Annotated in this window: 10 protein-coding genes and 1 other annotated feature; of the genes, 2 read left to right on the forward strand and 8 right to left on the reverse strand. The window is 25.4% G+C overall.

Features of this window, described 5'->3' with window-relative positions; translation table 11 throughout:
* Positions 1-158: 158 nt before the first annotated feature.
* From tyrS to ABDZ71_RS02185, 5 genes are all read right to left on the reverse strand, one after another.
* The gene (gene tyrS, locus ABDZ71_RS02165) at positions 159-1,385 is read right to left on the reverse strand and encodes a tyrosine--tRNA ligase (protein ID WP_343758400.1); all 1,227 of its coding nucleotides are present in this window, start codon (positions 1,383-1,385) and stop codon (positions 159-161) included.
* A gap of 176 nt (positions 1,386-1,561) precedes the next feature.
* Positions 1,562-1,969 (reverse strand): hypothetical protein, encoded by a 408-nt coding sequence (locus tag ABDZ71_RS02170; RefSeq protein WP_343758402.1) that lies wholly within the window; start codon positions 1,967-1,969, stop codon positions 1,562-1,564.
* 103 nt (positions 1,970-2,072) lie between these two features.
* Positions 2,073-3,221, reverse strand: coding sequence for an AlbA family DNA-binding domain-containing protein (locus tag ABDZ71_RS02175; protein ID WP_343758404.1), 1,149 nt, complete (start codon positions 3,219-3,221; stop codon positions 2,073-2,075).
* A 378-nt stretch (positions 3,222-3,599) separates the two neighbouring features.
* Positions 3,600-4,001 (reverse strand): hypothetical protein, encoded by a 402-nt coding sequence (locus ABDZ71_RS02180; protein WP_343758406.1) that lies wholly within the window; start codon positions 3,999-4,001, stop codon positions 3,600-3,602.
* 160 nt (positions 4,002-4,161) lie between these two features.
* Positions 4,162-4,719: an ECF transporter S component gene (locus ABDZ71_RS02185; RefSeq protein ID WP_343758408.1), complete on the reverse strand. Its 558-nt coding sequence runs from the start codon at positions 4,717-4,719 to the stop codon at positions 4,162-4,164.
* A gap of 954 nt (positions 4,720-5,673) precedes the next feature.
* On the opposite strand from ABDZ71_RS02185, the gene ABDZ71_RS02190 reads away from it, so the two are divergent.
* Positions 5,674-6,600 (forward strand): phosphatase PAP2 family protein, encoded by a 927-nt coding sequence (locus ABDZ71_RS02190; RefSeq protein ID WP_425544685.1) that lies wholly within the window; start codon positions 5,674-5,676, stop codon positions 6,598-6,600.
* Positions 6,601-6,716: 116 nt separating this feature from the next.
* Here ABDZ71_RS02190 and ABDZ71_RS02195 read toward each other — a convergent pair whose 3' ends face one another.
* Entirely contained in the window at positions 6,717-8,306 is a 1,590-nt protein-coding gene (locus tag ABDZ71_RS02195; protein ID WP_343758412.1) for a peptide chain release factor 3, read from the reverse strand.
* 346 nt (positions 8,307-8,652) lie between these two features.
* Here ABDZ71_RS02195 and ABDZ71_RS02200 point away from each other — a divergent pair, with 346 nt between their 5' ends.
* On the forward strand, positions 8,653-9,465 hold the full coding sequence (locus ABDZ71_RS02200) for a Cof-type HAD-IIB family hydrolase (protein ID WP_343758414.1): 813 nt from the start codon (positions 8,653-8,655) through the stop codon (positions 9,463-9,465).
* 175 nt (positions 9,466-9,640) lie between these two features.
* On the opposite strand, the gene trpS is transcribed toward ABDZ71_RS02200, so the two are convergent.
* Complete coding sequence (gene trpS / locus ABDZ71_RS02205; RefSeq protein ID WP_343758416.1) at positions 9,641-10,639, reverse strand: tryptophan--tRNA ligase; 999 nt, start codon at positions 10,637-10,639, stop codon at positions 9,641-9,643.
* A gap of 120 nt (positions 10,640-10,759) precedes the next feature.
* Positions 10,760-10,984: a binding site (T-box leader), on the reverse strand.
* A gap of 202 nt (positions 10,985-11,186) precedes the next feature.
* The gene (locus ABDZ71_RS02210) at positions 11,187-19,829 is read right to left on the reverse strand and encodes a glycoside hydrolase family 94 protein (protein WP_343758418.1); all 8,643 of its coding nucleotides are present in this window, start codon (positions 19,827-19,829) and stop codon (positions 11,187-11,189) included.
* Positions 19,830-19,905: the final 76 nt, after the last annotated feature.

Below are 19,905 nucleotides of genomic sequence, written 5' to 3' on the forward strand. Positions count from 1 at the left end.
TTTTAAGTAGTTAAAGCTATTAATTAGAAAAATAAATCTAATTAATAGCTTTAATTAATAGTCTTTTATAAAAAACCAAATAGTAAATATGTTAAAACCTGTGTTTATAAAAATAAGGATATAAATATTGCTACTTATATCCTTATTTAAATTTATAACTAATCTTCTAATACTATTCTATTAAATTTTTTCTTTCCTCTTCTTACCATCATACTTCCATCAGTAAAACATTCTTTTGTAATTTTTATATTTATATCATTAACTTTTTCATCATTTACTGAAAGTCCACCTTGTTTTATTAATCTTCTAGCTTCACTTTTAGATGGTAATATTCCCTCTTCTACTAAAACTTCTACTAAAAGTGTATCTATTTTATCACTTGTTATAGATATAGTAGGTACATTATTTAAATTTTGTTTATTTCCAAATAATGCTTCTGTAGCTTCTTTAGCTTTTTTAGCTTCTTCTTCACCATGTATAAGTTTTGTTACTTCATAAGCTAATACTGATTTAGCTTCATTTATTTTAGATCCTTCTAATGATGAAAGTCTTTTTACTTCATCCATTGGTATAAAAGTTAAAAGTGAAAGACATTTATAAACATCAGCATCATTTACATTTCTCCAATATTGATAGAATTCATAAGGAGTTGTCTTTTCAGGATCAAGCCATAGGGCACCATTAACTGTTTTACCCATTTTCTTTCCTTCACTATTTGTAAGTAAATTACATGTCATAGCATATGCTTGTTTTCCTTCTTTTCTTCTTACAAGTTCCATTCCAGCTATCATATTAGACCATTGGTCATCTCCACCAAGCTGCATTACACAATCATATTTTTGATTTAATTCATAAAAATCATATCCTTGCATAAGCATATAGTTGAATTCTAAAAATGAAAGTCCTTTTTCAAGTCTTTGTTTAAAGCATTCTGCTGTAAGCATTCTATTAACTGAAAAATGTGTTCCTATGTCTCTTAAAAAATCTATGTAATTAAGATTTAAAAGCCAATCTGCATTATTTACAAGTAATGCTTTGTCATCGCTAAAGTCTATTAATCTTGATAATTGTTTTTTTATACATGAAACATTATGTGCAATAGTTTCTTTGGACATCATTTTTCTCATATCTGTTTTTCCAGAAGGGTCCCCAACCATAGCTGTTCCCCCTCCTACTAAAGCTATAGGTCTATGTCCTGCTTTTTGCATATGCGCCATAAACATCATAGCAATAAAGTGACCAACATGTAAGCTATCTGCTGTTGGGTCAAATCCTATATAAAAAGTTATTTTTTCTTTTCCTAAAAGTTCTTTTATTTCTTCTTCATGGGTCATTTGTTTTATATATCCACGTTCTTTTAAAATATCATAAACATTATTGCTCAATGATTATACCTCCTAAAATGTTTTTGTACCTTTTTTAGTATATATTTAAAACTATTATTAATCAATAAATAGCAATCTAAATCAGGCATATATTATATATAGTACCATAAAAAGCTGACTTATAAACAAGCCAGCTAAATTATTTATATAAAATTTCAATTGTTTTCCTATTAAAATTAAGCTACGTACTTCAGTATAAATTCTGGAACTTCAGTATCACGATTTATATTAATATAAAAATCTACATCATGCTTTTCACTAATCATTTCAAACCAATAAAATAAATGTGCAGCATTTTGAAGATTTTGCTTTATAATATTAGAAAGTCCATCTATATAGATCTCTTCAATATCATAATCTTCTGATAAAATACCACACAAAAAACCATAAAAACTATCATAATTATCAATTTTAAAATCAGTCGCATTAATAAATCTAATCTTGTTATCTAATTCAAACATAACCCTATTGTCATCATCAATATAGACAATATTACCCTTATTCCTTTTGCAGTTATCATTAGCCATTCTTATTAATTCTTTAGTTTTTCCTGAACCTCTCTGGTCGCAAAATACCTGTATCATTTTTACCACCCCTTCAATAATATTTAGGTGAAGTCCTTAATTAAATTATACCCTATTCAAATCACCTTTTCAATAATATTCTAAATATTGTAAATATTATTAACTACTCCTTAAATTTATTAATTCCAGGAAAAATTACCTTAAAACAATTTTCTTTCAATGAATTTATAAAGACTACTTTCCCTTTTCTTTTAAATTTTTTTCTCATTTTCTTAAAACCATTACCTGAATTGGTAAATATATTATTTTTGTCTAGAGCCATTAGTTTTTCATAAATCCACATATTCCTTCTTACTGTATTTAAAGATCTAACATTGCTACCTTTTAATAAACATCCTGGACTTACAACAATTACATTATTAAAATTTATTATTACCTCTATTTCTTTATAAAACATAGTATAATCTCTGTGTATAACAGCATTATTAACTGCTTCATAAATTGCTTCTGTAGGATATATATATGGAAATATCTTTGAAAGTATACTTTTAACTTTATAAACCATAGATAGTAAATCACCTTTTACTATAATAACTTTAGGAAATTCTTTATTTACGTTATTTATTATTTTTATAATATTGTGAGGTAAAAAAATATTATTATTTTTACAAAATATAAGTAGTCCTCCTAAAGATGCATTATATTTATTACTTTCTCTATCGTGATGAATAATAGATGCATTTTCCATTAAAAACATTCTATTTTCTTCATTTATTGAAACGCCCATAGATTCAAAATATTTGTCTACAATTTCTTTACTTATATTTCTTTTATTACTTCTTATTATAGGACATAACTCAACATTTAAGCTAAAGTTATCTTGAAGAGAAGATATTATTTCTTGCTTTCTCATAGTATCTGTAGTAGAACCCCTTCTTATATAAAAAGCTCCTCTTTCTCTAACCTGGTAAGGTTTTTGATCTCCATTATATATATTTATAATTGCTAATTTTTTCTGTTTATATTTTAAAATCTCTAAAGATACAGGTATTGGTGGATCTATTCTTGAAGTTATTATTTGTTGTATTTGTTCTTCTGTAAAATTTATATTATTTAATCCTAATATTTTTTTAGTCTTATCTTCTATTCCTATAATTATATATCCTCTGCCGCCCTTAGAGTTTCCAATTGCGCACACATCTTTAGCAAGTTCTTTTTTACTGCTTTCCATATCTAATTCTATAATCTGCTTAAAATCTAATTTGGGTCCTTCATTTTTTTTTATTAAGTTTTCTAATTTTTTTTGATTCATAATTATACTCCTAATAATAATTAGACTTTAGGCCTATGAAAATAAATAACTAGTATATAACTAGTTATTTATTTGAATGTGCCTTATATTAATTATATATCAATTAAGCTAAATTAATTATTAAATATATTATTTATATTTAGTATAAATAATCCCATATATATTCCTTACTATTAAATATATAAAAAATAATTATAATTTAAGCATTAATATTAATAATTCTCAAAAAAATATATACAGGAAAAATTTATTTTAAATAAAAAAATTATATATTTCTAAATAAAAATACTATAGCTTTTTACTATAGTACTCTAAATATTATTAAATATTAATTGTGCATTTATAATTTTTTACTACACTCTATAATTAATTCTAGTTTTACTTATTGTCCCCATACCAATCTAAGTTATAATTATAATTAACCTTTTCTTTTTCTCCTATAAAATCAACTGTCCATTTACCTTCATTAGCAGCAAATTTTTTCTTATAATTTTTTTTATTACTTTTGTTAACTTCAAATGTATCAACTATATGACCCTTAGGGTTCTTTATTGCAACCTCTAAACCCTGTTGAGATTTACTATTATTTACATTTAAAGTTATAGTTAAGTTTTCTAATCCTTTTTTAAGATTAAATTCTTCTTTTAAACTAGATTTAATCTCTTCTCTTCCTATCGCTTTAGATTGCATATCTGTTTTTTTTAAATAATATTTTCCACCGACACCTATTGCTATACATGCTACTATACCTAGTGTTACTATTATGTGTTTCTTTTTCATATTAAGATGTCTCCTTTATATTAATCATTTATAATTTATATAATCATATTTTACTTATATAATACATTATTTCAATTAAATTGTAAAAATAAAATTTATAATATAACAAAAGTGTTTACTACGCTTTTACTACTAAAAACATAATAAACACTTTTATTTTTTAGGCCTTTATCAATTTAGATTTTTTTAAAAGTTCACTTACAGGAATTGCAATAGCTATACCTACTATAGCTTGCACCATATTAGAAGGAATTTCTTTTAAAGATATTAAAAATGCTTGATTTAAAGTAACATTTTCAAATAAAATAAATTTACTAATAATTATTCCTGCAAAATAATATCCTATAACCATCCATATTCCTGCTAATATAAATCCTATTAATTTAACTCTAATTCTATTTTCATTTATATTTTTTCTATATATTATCTTTCCTGCAATATATGCCATTATTGCTTTTATTATTATTGTAAATGGAGCCCATGCTATATATCCTGATAATATATCAGTTAAACCCATTCCTATTGCTGACGCAACAATTGATTTTTTTCTTCCTAATAATACAACAGATAACAAAACCATGCTATCACCTATATGAACATATCCAGTATAAGTAGGAATCTTTATTGTAAAAGTAGCTACACATATTATAGCAGACATTACAGCTATTTGAGCAATACTTAATATATTTGTACTATTACCAACATTTTTTTCATACAAGTCACTCAATACCTCCTTAAAGCAATATATCTTATTTGATTTTATTATATTATTTTATTGTTTTTTTTGAAAATGTACCGATACAACATTTGCAATGAAAATCCCTATAAAACATTGAGGAATATTTTTACACCCTAAAAAACAACAAAATTTATCTATAAATAGTATATAAATTATCTAACTAGTAAATAATTTATATAAAAAGCTCTAAATTTGTTTAATAAAATAAATCCAATATTATATGAAAAAATATTTATAGAATTTTAATCATTAAATCCATGGAGGTATTCTTTATAATGAATATAATAAGGTTTTTAATTAGCGTAGCTATAACAGTATTAATAATTTTCGCCTCGTTTAAATCTACTGGTTTATTTGTTAATACACTTATAATAGTGTCTTTTATAATGTTTATATTTAATTTTATATCTTATCATAAAAAAATAAAATTTTAAAAACAAATATGTATATTAGTAGAAATTTTTCACATTTCACGAAAAATTATAATCTTAATTAATACAGTTTTATGTAAATTTCTTATTTATTAAGTCTATTTATTTTTAATTTAGTAAGCTTATTAAAAATATATAAATTTCTCAATAAGTACAAATTTGTAATAACTTAGATATATTTTTATTTATACCTAAGTTATTACAAATTACTTCATTTTTATCTTAAAACTCTACATATAACATCAATTTATTATATTATCTCTACTATAAATTCCATTGCTTATATATTAAATCCATATTTTTTTTATGTACTTTTATATAATTATATTATATAATTTATTAATGAATTTAATTTTAAATATATTTTTGACACAATCATGTATTTATTTTTACAAAATTGTGCACTATATGTCACTTAAAAAGGAGGACTACTAATTTGTATAAGAATAAATTTTCTAATTTAAATAAGTACAAGCCCTTATATGATAACGTATTAAATTTCATAAAAAATTATTATTTCATTATTATTGGTGGATGTTTTTTATTTGAGTTTATAAGATTATCCATTTTAAAAACTGGGACTCAAAACGGAAAATTTTACTTGATATTATTAGCAATAGCTTCATTAACAGTATATAAAGAAATTAGAAGAGATGTAAAATTGCTCCCTTTTCTCATATTAGCTATTCCCTTTTTGTTATTTATAATGTATATAAATAAACATGGCTACTCATTTTGGGGAAAAATGCTAAGTTGGCAAATGAGTAAAGATATAGTTGTAGATTTAAACCCTTTATTTAAGGATATACCTTTTAATGATGCCGGTTTTGCTAGAATATTTAAAACTGAAACTCTAACTTGGTTTTTTAGATTAGTATATAACAATGGTTTCGTTCTTCCTGCTCTAATACCAATCTACAGAGCAGCAATTTCAAGAGACTTTAAAAAAATGATAAGATATGCTTTATCTGCTCATGTAGTACAAGTTTTTTTAATTACTCCATTCTACTTAACATTTCATCTACAAGAAGTATGGTATGTTAACGGTCATGCTGATGGACTAGCTAGGAATTTAAGTCCTAATGCAGCAGCTGGGGTAACCCTTAATTGCTTTCCTTCAATGCATACATCTATAGCATTTGCAATGTTTTTAGTTGTTTTATATGAAAAAGATAAAATTTTCAAATTTATATGGTCATTTTTCTGTATTTCTGTAATATACTCTACAATGTATCTAGAAATACATTGGATTATCGATGTGTTTGCTGGAATGCTTCTAGCTTTTGTTACAGTTAAATTAGTTGATTTTATACTAAAGTACGGAAAAAAATTCTTAATGAATCTATTAAACAACAGTTATTATAGTAGCCCAAAAACCATCTGTTTAAAAAATACACTAACTGGTTCTACAAGTGGTTTATATGATTAACTAAAAAATATTTTTAATCTATATATAAAAGAGCTGTTTTAAAAACTTTTAGTTTTTTAAAACAGCTCTTACTTTACTTATTAGTTAAAAGACTTATATATTATATTATTACTTTATTAGTTTTTACCTACATCAGATAATACTAATCCATCATTATGTTCTAGTGCCCAACTTATTGACCAATCATTTTGGAATAATAATAAGTTTCTATCTTTTAAATCTTTAATTATTTTTGTATCACTTGTAAGTGTTAAGTGTTCAGCCTTTTCTCCACCATTTTCTATCCAACGTACATGTCTATATGGTATTTTTTCTAATTTAATGTCAACATTATATTCATTTTTCATTCTATATTCTAAAATTTCAAATTGAAGTACACCAACTACTCCTACTATAAGCTCTTCTATTCCTATATTAATTTCTTTAAAGACTTGTATAGCACCTTCTTGTGATATTTGTGTTATTCCTTTTATAAATTGTTTTCTTTTCATAGTATCTATAGTTCTAACTTTAGCAAAATGTTCTGGTGCAAATGTAGGTATACCTTCAAATTTAAATTTATTTCTTGGAGTACATATTGTATCTCCTATTCTAAATATTCCTGGATCAAATACACCTATTATATCTCCTGCAAAAGCTTCATTTACAATTTCTCTATCTTGAGCTAAAAATTGTTGTGGTTGTGCAAGCTTTATTTTACTATTTCCTTGCATATGGTATACTTCCATACCTTTTTCAAATTTTCCTGAACATATTCTCATAAATGCTATTCTATCTCTATGGGCTGGATTCATATTTGCTTGTATCTTAAATACAAAGGCAGAAAAATCTTCACTAAAGGCATCTATCTCACCTTTATCTGATTCTCTAGCTAAAGGCGGAGATGTTAAATTTAAGAATTCTTTTAAGAAAGGTTCCACTCCAAAATTAGTTAAAGCACTTCCAAAGAAAACAGGAGTAAGTTCTCCTTTTTTTACTTGTTCTAAATTAAATTCATCTCCAGCTACATCCAATAATTCTATGTCTTCTTCTAATTTTGAATGTAAGTCTTCTCCTATAAGTTCTTTAAAAGTTTCATCTTCTATATTACCTTTTTTAGATTCTACTGCTGTTTGACCATGATTTCCAGCATTAAAAACCTCTATAGAATTTGAACTTCTGTCATATATTCCTTTAAAATCTTTACCTGAACCTATTGGCCAATTAACAGGATAAGATTTTATTCCCAGTACATTTTCTATATCTTCTAATAATTCAAATGGATCTTTACTTTCTCTATCCATTTTATTTATAAAAGTAAATATTGGTATGCCTCTTAAGCTACAAACGTGAAATAATTTCTTTGTTTGAGCCTCTACACCCTTTGCTCCATCAATAACCATAACAGCACTATCTGCTGCCATTAATGTTCTATATGTATCTTCACTAAAATCTTGATGTCCTGGTGTATCTAATATGTTAATGCAATGGTCATCATAATTAAATTGCATTACAGATGATGTTACTGATATTCCTCTCTTTTTTTCTATCTCCATCCAATCTGACGTAGCGTGTCTAGCTGTTTTTCTTGATTTTACTGAACCTGCTAGCCTGATAGCGCCTCCATATAACAATAGTTTCTCTGTTAATGTAGTCTTACCTGCATCTGGATGAGATATTATGGCAAAAGTTCTTCTTTTCTTTATCTGTTTCATTAAATCAGCCATATGTATATTTCACTCTCCCTTGTCAACCGTTAAGTTTTAAATAAAAAAAGGATGCAAAATATTGTGTACATCCTCTTATAAGCTCTAAGTATCAATAATAACTGTTTATATATTTATTTTATACAAAACCATATAAATTATATCATTTACTATTCTTATTTTCAATTATATACTTCTAAGGCCTTTTATAATCTTTCTATATAGTTTTTTATTTTTAACATTTTTAATTAAATTATTTAAAACCTTAGGACACATTTAAACAGTAAATAATTGCTCATTGACTGAAAACAATTGCATAATGATATAATAAAACCGAATTTAAAGTTTTAATATTGGAGGTTACTATATGTATAAAATGATAGCTTTAGATATGGATGGAACACTACTTAATAATAGTAAAACAATATCTAAAGAAAATATAAAAGCTGTAAATGAAGCTAAGAAGAAAGGTATCCACGTAGTACTAGCTACTGGTAGATCTTTAAAAGGAGTAGAAAACTATCTTAATGATTTAAACTTAATTGATGATAAAAATTTCTTAGTATCATTTAATGGCGGTATGGTTCAAAATACTACTAGTACAAGAATTATATTTAAAAACTACATGAAATTAAAAGAAGATGTATGCCCTTTATATGAATTAAGTAAAAAACTTGATTTAGATTTAATTGCTTTTACATCTAATAAATGTTTAACACCTAAAATCACAGAATATAGTAAAGTAGATGCAAAGCTTAATAATACAGAACTAGAAGTATTCGATTTTAATGCTAATTCTGATGACCCATCAATAATTAAGCTTATGTTTGTTGGAGATAAAGAAAAAATAGATGCTGCTGTTGAAAAAATGCCTGAAAACTTCAAGAAAAAATATACAATTATGAGAAGTGCACCTATATACTTAGAATTCTCAAATGATAAGGTAAATAAAGGCTCTGGCTTAAAACACTTATCAGAAGAACTTGGAGTAAAAAGTGAAGAAATAATCTCCATAGGAGATGCAGGAAACGATATACATATGGTAAAATATGCAGGACTTGGAGTAGCTATGGGTAATGCCTTTCCTGAACTAAAGAAAATAGCAAATTATACAACTAAAACTAATGAAGAAAACGGAGTAGCTCACGTTATAAATAAATTTATATTAAAAACATTATAATATATGAAAAATATTATAAATTCTATACTTTATGATATTTTTTAAAATCTTTAAGTTACATAAAATTAAGATGGAATACTCTGTATAAACTCAATAAAATAATATAATACTATATAAAAAATTAGAGAAAGTTTATTCTACACTCTTTCTCTAATTTTTTATATTATTTAATTCTTTATCTAGGAATAAATCCTATTTTCTTTTGCATTTTTCTTAAAACTTTATAAGATACTTTATAAGCTTTTTCAGCTCCTTTTTTGTATATATCTTCTAAATATGATTTATCTCCTAAATATTCATTAACTTTATTTTGTATTGGTTCTAATTCTTCAACTATAGCTTCAGCTACATCTTTTTTAAAATTAGCATATCCTTGGCCTTCATATTTTTTCTCTATTTCTTCCATAGTCATACCTTTAATATTTCCTAATATAGTCATTAAGTTTTTTATACCTGGTTGATCATCAGTATATTTAACTGTTCCTAAACTATCTGTTACAGATCTATTTATTTTCTTTCTTATAACATTTGGTGGATCCATTATTAAAATATATGAATTAGGGTTATCAGAAGACTTAGACATCTTTTTAGTTGGTTCTTGAAGACTCATTATTTTTGCTCCTGATTTTGGTATATAAGGTTCTGGAATAGTAAAAGTAGGGCTATATGTGTTATTAAATCTTTGAGCTATATCTCTAGTTAATTCTAAATGCTGCTTTTGGTCTCCACCTACTGGAACTAAATCTGCATTATATAATAATATATCTGCTGCCATTAAAACTGGATAATTTAATAATCCTGCACTTACTGACTCTCCATAACGTTTAGATTTATCTTTATATTGAGTCATTCTAAAAAGTTCTCCTATGTATGTATTACAATTTAAAAGCCATGAAGCTTCTGAGTGTGTAGAAACATGTGATTGAATAAATATAGTATTTTTTTCTGGATCTATTCCTGCTGCTAAATATATAGCAAGTACTTCTAATGTTCTTCTTCTTAAATCTTTTGGTTCTTGTTTTACTGTTATAGCATGTAAATCTACTACACAATAATAACAATCATATTCATCTTGTAATTTAACCCAGTTTTTTAGTGCCCCTAAATAATTTCCTAATGTTAAATTACCAGATGGTTGAATTCCACTAAATATTACTTTCTTTTTTTCTTCCATATTTACACCTCCATAAAATGTTAACTTTATAATTTAAACTTCATATAAATTTACCTATATATTTTAAAAAAACTACTCTCTTAAGTAAGAAATTATAAAAAACGCCCTATAACTTAAAAGTTATAGGGCGTATAATTAACGCGGTACCACCTATATTCAAGAAATTTTAAAATTTCTCCTCATAGTACTATCTTTGTAACGTAAAGATTAACGTTTAAAGCTACTAATTTTTCACTTTAACTTCTCCAAGATCCATTGGGCTTAAGCATAATTACTACAATTTCACCATCTGTAGTTCTCTTAAAATCTGTATTTAAGCTTACTTGTTCTTTTCAATGAAATTTTTATATTCACTATTATTAATTATAATATACTATATATATTATATTATAAACTAAATGTCAATAGTTAACACTAGTTTTTGCTTTTTATATTATATTTTTTTATATTTTACTTTATTTAATGTTCCTTATATTATATTCTTTTGTCTATTAAATTATTAAAATCTATATAAATATTTTCATTTTATATTTACTCATAATTAAGTTTATATAGATACTTTAACTTTATATTTTCCTTTGTCATAAAAAGGAACTAAACCATCTTCCATAAGTTTATTATTAACCCATACTCCTTTTTCTTCTTCTCTCACTACATTTATATGGTAACTACTTTCTCCTCTGTTATAGTCTATTTCGTAGCTTTCCCATTCTTTTGGAACACAAGGATCTATATAAAATCCTTTATTCTCTTTAAATTTTAATCCTAGTATACCTTCTATTCCAGTTCTATACATCCATGAAGCCGCTCCAGTATACCAACTCCATCCTCCTCTACCTATGTGAGGCTCTCTATCATATATATCTGCTGTCATAACATAAGGTTCTACCTTGTATATGCTACAATTTAGGTAAGATTTTGAATGGTTTATAGGATTAATCATATTAAACAGTTTCCATGCCTTATCTTCTCTTTTAAGTTTTGCAAAAGCTAAAACAGTCCATATTGCTGCATGAGTATATTGTCCTCCATTTTCTCTAACACCTGGCAAATATCCTTTTATATAACCTGGTTCTAGTTTTGATTTATCAAAAGGTGGAGTAAGTAATGCTATCATGCCTTTTTCTTTTCTTACAAGATTTTTTTCTACAGCTTCCATAGCTTCTTCTACTCTTTTCTTTTTTCCTGCTCCAGATAAAACAGACCATGATTGAGATAGAGAATCTATCTTACATTCTTCATTTTGTATAGATCCAAGTGGAGTACCATCATCAAAATAAGCTCTTCTATACCAACTTCCATCCCAAGCATTCTTTTCTTGATTTTCTTTAATAAATTTTATATACTTATCATATTTTGAAACTAGTTCATCATCATTTTTATACTTACATAATTTTACGAAAGAAGTTAATATACTATATAAAAACCAACCAAGCCATACACTTTCTCCTTTTCCTCCATTGCCTATGGTACTCATGCCGTCATTCCAATCGCCTGATCCCATTAAAGGTATATTATGATCACCAAACTTTAAAGCTTTGTCTATAGCCTTTATACAATGATCATATATTCTATCTTTATATGAAGATTTAGAAGAAATAGTATATCTTTCATCTTCTCCTTCCCTTAAAGGAGAATCTTCTAAATAATTAACTTCTTCATCTAAGATACTATAGTCTCCAGTATTTTTTATATAATCTATAGTAACATAAGGTAACCATAAAAGATCATCAGAAAATCTAGTTCTAATTCCACTATCTACAATAGGATGCCACCAATGTTGAACATCCCCTTCCTTAAATTGTCTTGATGCACTATATATTATCTGTTTTCTTGTCATTTCTGGTTTTACATAAGAAACAGACATTACATCTTGAAGTTGATCTCTAAATCCATAGGCTCCTCCGGATTGATAAAATGCTGTTCTAGACCATAGTCTACAAGTTATTACTTGATATAGTAACCATCCATTAAGCATTATGTTCATACTCTCATCAGGAGTTTTAACTTGTATATTTCCTAATAAATCTTTCCAAAATACTTTTACTTTTTCTAATTCATTAAAACAATTATCAATATCTTTATATTTTATTATTGTATCTTTTATCTTATTTTTACTATCTTCTGCACCTAATATAGCTATAATATATTTTTCTTCTGAAGGTTTAATACTAATCTCTACACTTTCTGCCAAACAAGGATCTACTCCTGCTCCAACTTTATTATTTAGGTTAATCTTACCTAATGCTTTAGGTTTTTCTATACTTCCCTCTGCACCAATAAACTCAGTTCTATCTCCTGTAAAACTAGAATTATTTCCTCCAATAATTTTAAGATAAGCTAAAGAATGTTTAAAATCACTACTATAAGCATTATTAGAATAAATAAATTTATCCTCTTTATCATAGTAAGTTGATATATATTGAGAAGTAAGCTGCTTAGAAACTCCAAGTACCATCTCGGCATAATACATTATAGAAAGTTTTCTTTGAACATTAGTATTATTTGTAAGTTTTATAATAGAAATTTTACAAGTATCTTCTTTAGGACAATAAGTTGTCATTTCTCCTATTATACCCTTAGCATAATGCTTGAATTTTGAATATCCAAAGCCATGGCTTATTATATATTCTCCTTTATCTCTAATAGGTTTAGGTGAAATACTAAAAGCTTCTAGAGTTTCATTATCTCTTATATAAATTTCTTCGCTTTCTCCATCTATAATTGGATCATTAGACCAATTTGTTATTTTATTTTCTCTACTATTTTTATACCAACTATATGAAGATCCACTTTCTGATATATGGAATCCAAAATTTTTATTTGATATAACATTTATCCAAGGTAGTGGAGTATTGTTATAATCTTTTAACACCATTGTATATTCACTGTTTTCTACATCAAAACCACCTATATTATTAAAATATTTAAGTTTTGGGATTTCAAAACTATATGGTTTAATCTTAAAATTCATATCTTTTTTAACTAATAAATTTGAGTTATCATCTTTTAATTCATTACATACATCTATCTGCTTAATTAATTCTCCTTTTTCGCAGTCTATATATATTCTAGAAATACCTTTTAATAGTTTAAAATCTTTTTCATCCATTGTAGAAGTACTATACACAAATATTCCACCAGGCTTATTTCTTTTCTCTGTTAATCCTAAACTATTTATTAAATCTAAAATTGAATTTTCTACCGGTGTAATATATGAACTTTCTTTAGTATTAACTATAACTGTATCTACTTGTAGTCCCTTGATCTGCCAATACTTATACATAGTAAGTATTCTTCTTATACTATCTATATTTTTTTCACTATTTATAGTAATAAGCATTATAGGAGTATCTCCTGATATTCCATAGGCCCACAAATCTTTTTGACTACCTTTTATATTTTTTATATATTTTTCTCTATGTTTTAAATTATCATTTATAAACAATATATTTGATGCTAAATATTGATATATATTAGCTTGAGATGACTTTATATCTAAATACTTCATTTGAAGTTTACTTTGGGTCCAAGCCAAATCAAAAGCTCTCACCACATTGTTTATATCTCTATATTTTTTAGCAATATTAATTATTCTATCTTTAGAATTAGAAACTGCTGTTGTATATGCTACATTACAAGTTTCTCCTTTAGGTATTTTTATCCTTACTCTTATGCTTATTATAGGATCTAACACCGCTCCTATAGTTCCTTTTAATGTAAAATCACTATCTAAAGCTCTTGGAGAAGCTAAGTTTCTTCCTCTTCCTATAAAATTTATTCTACTAGTTTCATATTCAAAATCTCCAATTTTTTCTCCATTAACTGCTACTGTTTGCATAAGCCATAAAGACTTATCCTTTTTACTTCTACGTCTTCTGTTTGCAGCTATACAAAATGGATCATTTAAATATTCTGTTTTCATAAATAAATTGCTAAAAGCAGGATGAACTAAATCTGCATTAAAATTTGCTAAAGTTGATTCTAAGTAACTAGTTACTTCAATAATTCTGCTATGATTTCCAGTATTGGTTATAGATATATTTCTTATTTCTGCATCTTCTTCTTGAGAAACTATAATTTCTGTTTTTGTCATTATATTCCCATCTTTTCTTGAAAACTCAGCTTTATCTGGGAAAAATATAATTTTATGTTCCTCTCCTTCATTTTTACATGGCTCATAGGTAGCAGACCAAAATTCATTAGAGTTTATGTTTTTTATATAAAAAAACATTCCACTAGAATCTAAAGTTACATCTTCTCTCCATCTGTATATTGATATATCTCCTGCTTTACTATATCCACTACCTTTATTACTAATAATAGAAGAATAGTTACCATTAGATAGCATATTAACTCTTGGTATATTGCTTTTATGAGTATTATACACTCTACTATAAATATTAACTTCTTTATTTTCTATATTTTGATCATACTTATTTTTCTTTCTTTCAAAGACAACTCGTTTTGATACTTTTTCTTGTAACAATAGTTCCGTAGCTTTAACTTCAGGTATAGAGTGAAATCTATTTTGAAATATATTATTATTTATAACATTATCTAAAGCCATTAAACTCATACCCTGGTGATGTACCATAAAAGATTTTACAATCAATTTTTCTTTATCTTTACTTAATCTATCTTTAGTATAATCTATGGCCTCATAAAACCCATGTCTTCCAATAGCGTTTAATGAAGTTAATCTTTTAATATTTTCAATACTATCTTTCAAATTTCCTTGTAATGCTAATACTGTAGAATAAGGTGATACAACTAAATCTTTTTCTAATCCTCTTTTTATTCCAATACCTGGAACACCAAAAGCTCTATATTGATAGTTTAAATCTGGATCAAAACTATAATATGCAGATTCTGATATACCCCAAGGTATATTTCTTGTTTCTCCATAATTTTTTTGCGCTTCAATTACTGCTTTATATGTTTGATCTAATAATGTATTAGGATAATTTTTCATTATTAAAAGTGGCATAAAATATTCAAACATAGTTCCACTCCAAGAAGCCAATCCTTTATGCCTTGCCATTTTAGATAAAGATCTTCCTAAAGTAACCCAGTTATCTTTTGGAATATCGCCTTTAGCTATAGCTACAAAGCTGGCTTGCCTAGCTTCTGAAGCTAACAAATCATAATAACATTTTTCTAGTTTACCACAATCAAAATTATATCCTATAGAAAATAAATTTCTCTCTTTATCATACAAAATTGAAAAATCCGTTTCATCTGATAATATATTTAATCTATTTATTAAATCATAAATATTATTTTTTAAATTCTCTATGTTAGTTATAGCAATTTCTATAGCATCTATAAAATTATTTTCATTTTCTTTATCATCTTGTAAATACTTTTTAGATTTTACTAAAGATTCTTTTAAGTCTTTAATAGACCCTTCTGTATATCCTTTTATCACATCTTTATCTAAAGTTTTTAGTAAATTGTTATCATTATATTCTTGATTTTTCCAAGGAAAAATATTTTCTAACTCTATAAGTAAACTATCTACTGCTTTTTGAAGTTTTAAATTCCAATATAATTCTTTTTTATTTATATTTAAATTGATCAATTCTTTAGATCTTGTATTTATTTTATTTAATATATTACTCCAAGATACAATATTTAATTTTAAATTTTGGAGTAAAAATATTTCTTTATTATAAAAATCTTCCTCATCTTCGTTATCTTTCAGTTCATCATTTGCTAAGTGAACTAAGGAATCTAATCCTTTTACTTGTTCTTCTCTTATTAAAGGCTTATTTAAAAATCCTTCTATAGCCTTACTAGTTACCCACAAATATCCTACTAAATTACCACTATCAACTGCTGAAATATACCTAGGATTTAAAGGTTTCATAGTTTTGATGTTATACCAATTATAAAAATGTCCTTTATATTTATCTAATTTATCCATGTTATCTAAAGTATTTTTTATCCTTTGTAAACATTCTGTTGTTCCTATAAACCCTAAATCATAGGCAGCTATATTTGAAGTTATACCCATACCTATATTAGTAGGTGATGTTCTATAAGCAATACCTTTATATGGCTCTTCTTGATAATTATCTGGACTTAACCAATTTGTATTTTCACATACATAATCTTTAAAATATGTCCAAGTTCTTAAGCTTAAATTTCTAAGTAAAAATTCATCTTCTTCATTAAGTCTTATTTTTTTCTTTTTATCTTTACTTACAAAGTAAGCAATATAGGGACTAAAAAACCATATTATACATGTAGGAATAACAAATAAAAATATACTTAAAGACTTTATATAAGCAAAATACCCTATAACAATAGAAAGAAAACTTGCTATCCACATATTAGATATATAGTTTTTTAAATTTTTTCCTGATAATCTTTCTGCATCTTCTGCTGTTTGCCACTGTAATAAGTTTTTCTTACTTATACTAATTCTATAAAGAGTTCTTATTATAGCATCCACCATTAAATAAGCTTTGTGAGGTATAAAAGTAAATATTAAGAAAAATTGACTACATATTCTCTTTATTCCATCAATCTTTCCAGATAAACTTAATCCTACAATTGGAGATACAACAGTATCTGAAACATTAAATAATATAGGTGCAACAACAGAGATAAAACCTATAGTTATCATAGTTTCCGTTCCAAAAGGAAAAATTAATGATAAAATTATTAAAAATACTATAGATACAGATAATAAACTTCTTCTTAAATTATCAATAATCTTCCACTTTGACAGTCTATTAATAGATTTGCTTTTTATCCAAGGAAGTAATTGCCAATCTCCTCTAACCCATCTATGTATTCTTTTAGCATTAGAAATATAGTATGCTGGGTATCCATCTATAAGTTCAATATCTGTAACAAGGCCTGCTCTAACATAAGATCCTTCTAATAAATCATGACTTAAAACAGTATCTTCAGGTATTTCATCAGATAACATATAGTTAAAAACGTCTAAATTATATATTCCTTTTCCTGTATAAATTCCTTCATTAAATAAATCCTGATATGTATCTGAAATAGCTGTAGTATACATATCTATCCCTACTTCTCCTGAAAAAATACTAGAAAAAGTAGTCTTATTTGCACTTTCTATACTAACACTTATTCTAGGTTGCATTAATCCATATCCAAAAACAACTCTTTTATTTTTTTTATCTATTACAGGTCTATTTAATATATGTTCCATTGCTCCTATTAATTTTTTAGCACTATCTCTTGGTAGTTTTGTATCCGCATCTAGAGTTATTACATACTTAACCTTTTTTAGTGGAGAAATATCACTACTAAACACATCGTAACTAGTATTTTTATCTCCTCTTATCATTTTATTAAATTCTACTAGTTTACCTCTTTTTCTTTCCCAGCCCATCCATAAGTTTTCTTTTTTATTAAATTTTCTATATCTACTGAAAAAGAAAAATATATTTTCTCCCTCTTTTGAATACTTATCATTTAATAATTTTACTTTTTTAAGTGCTTCATCAATTATTCCTTTATCTTCTTTATTCTCTTTTTTATTACTATCTTTAAAATCAGAAAGAAGAGCAAAATAAATATTTTTTTCTTTATTTGCTAAATAGTATACTTCCATTTCATCCATAAGCTCATTTACTCTTTTTTTGTTATTTATTAATGTAGGAATTACTACTACAGTAGAACTTTCCTCTGGTATACCATTTTTGAATTCTAGTTTAGGAATATAATCTGGTTCCATTAAATTATTCAAAGTCCAATTAACTATGGAAAATATAATTTCACTACAAGGAATTAGTAAAATTAAAAATTGAAAAATTACTGAATATATATTGAAATTAGTTTCTGTATAATAAATTGAAAATAATACTAATAAATCAAAAATTATAGTACCTAAGCTTAAAAAGCTTATATAATGAGATACTTTATGTTTTGATAAAAATATTTTAAATTTATCTTTAATTTTTTTTCTATAATTTATTTTTTCTTCTAACTTATTTCTTCCTTCTTCTTTTACTATATAAAAGCCAACATGAGATTTATACTGGTCCTCAGATTCTTTAATATTTTCAGCACACTCTATAGCTTTTTGAGCTATATATGTTTCTGGTAACTTTATTTTTTTAGACATTTTTTCTATGGTATGTCTGTAGTTATCTTTAGATGGAAAATCCATTTTGCCATATATTCCTGAAGGATCTTTTAATAGTATTTTTTCAACAATACTAGTTCTTTCAAAAACATTTCTCCAATCTATTGCTTCTATAGTTCTCATTGCTGTTATACAATTTCCTATAATCATCTGTTGCTTAGATTGCTTTCTATGTCCAAAATTTATTATATTTTCTAAATAAGTTTCTTGCCTTTGTAAATTTTCATTTATTAAATCATATAACTCTATATTGTTTACTCCATTGTCTTTTATAATGTTTACAAATTTTTCAGTAAAATATGGTGTAAAATCTATTGATTTTTCTTTAAGTTCTTCTATAACTTTATCTAATTTTTGTCTATCATTATAATCTATAACATGATCTGCTAATTCTTCTCCTTTTTTTCTTTCATTTTGTATATATATTATTTCATCTGATATTAAAGAAATTTTCTGTATTAATGCTATTCTAAGCATTATTGGAAGTGCCCATATTTCTCCACTACTTAAAATACTATTTTTTTGATAAGAGGTTATAAAATCTATTATAATATCTCCATTTATTTTTCCATCTGTTTTAGATATTATTTCTAAAGCAATTTTATATATCCTAGGAAAACACTTCATATTTCCTTTATCTATAACAGGAAGTTTCATATAATAAGAAGATGGCATATTTCTTTTTATATCTTTATATTCTTTTTCTATAAGGTATACATTATCTAAAAGCCACTCTCCAGCTGGTACATTCAAGACTCCATTTTCATTTAAATTACCTATATTCGTATAATTTTTTATTATTTTTTTATAACTTTTATCTAAATTTTTTAATATAAATCTTCTACATTTTCTATTTGAAGTTGTAGAATAATTCTCTGAAATTTCTTTAGCATATTCTTTTAACTTTTCATTATCTAAAGTTAAATTTGAATATATATTATTCATATCATCTATAATTTCATCACTATAATTTTCCTTACTGCATAAATAATTTTTATATAATGAATAAATTAAAATAACTGTAGTTATAATCAATATTATTGCTAAATATCTAACCATCTTATCCATCCTTCCTAAATGAAAAGTTATACTTACAATATTATTGCCATTTACTTTTCAAAATATTATTTTAATT

The sequence above is a fragment of the Clostridium oceanicum genome, from assembly GCF_039521385.1.
Taxonomy (GTDB): Bacteria; Bacillota; Clostridia; order Clostridiales; family Clostridiaceae; genus Clostridium_F; species Clostridium_F oceanicum.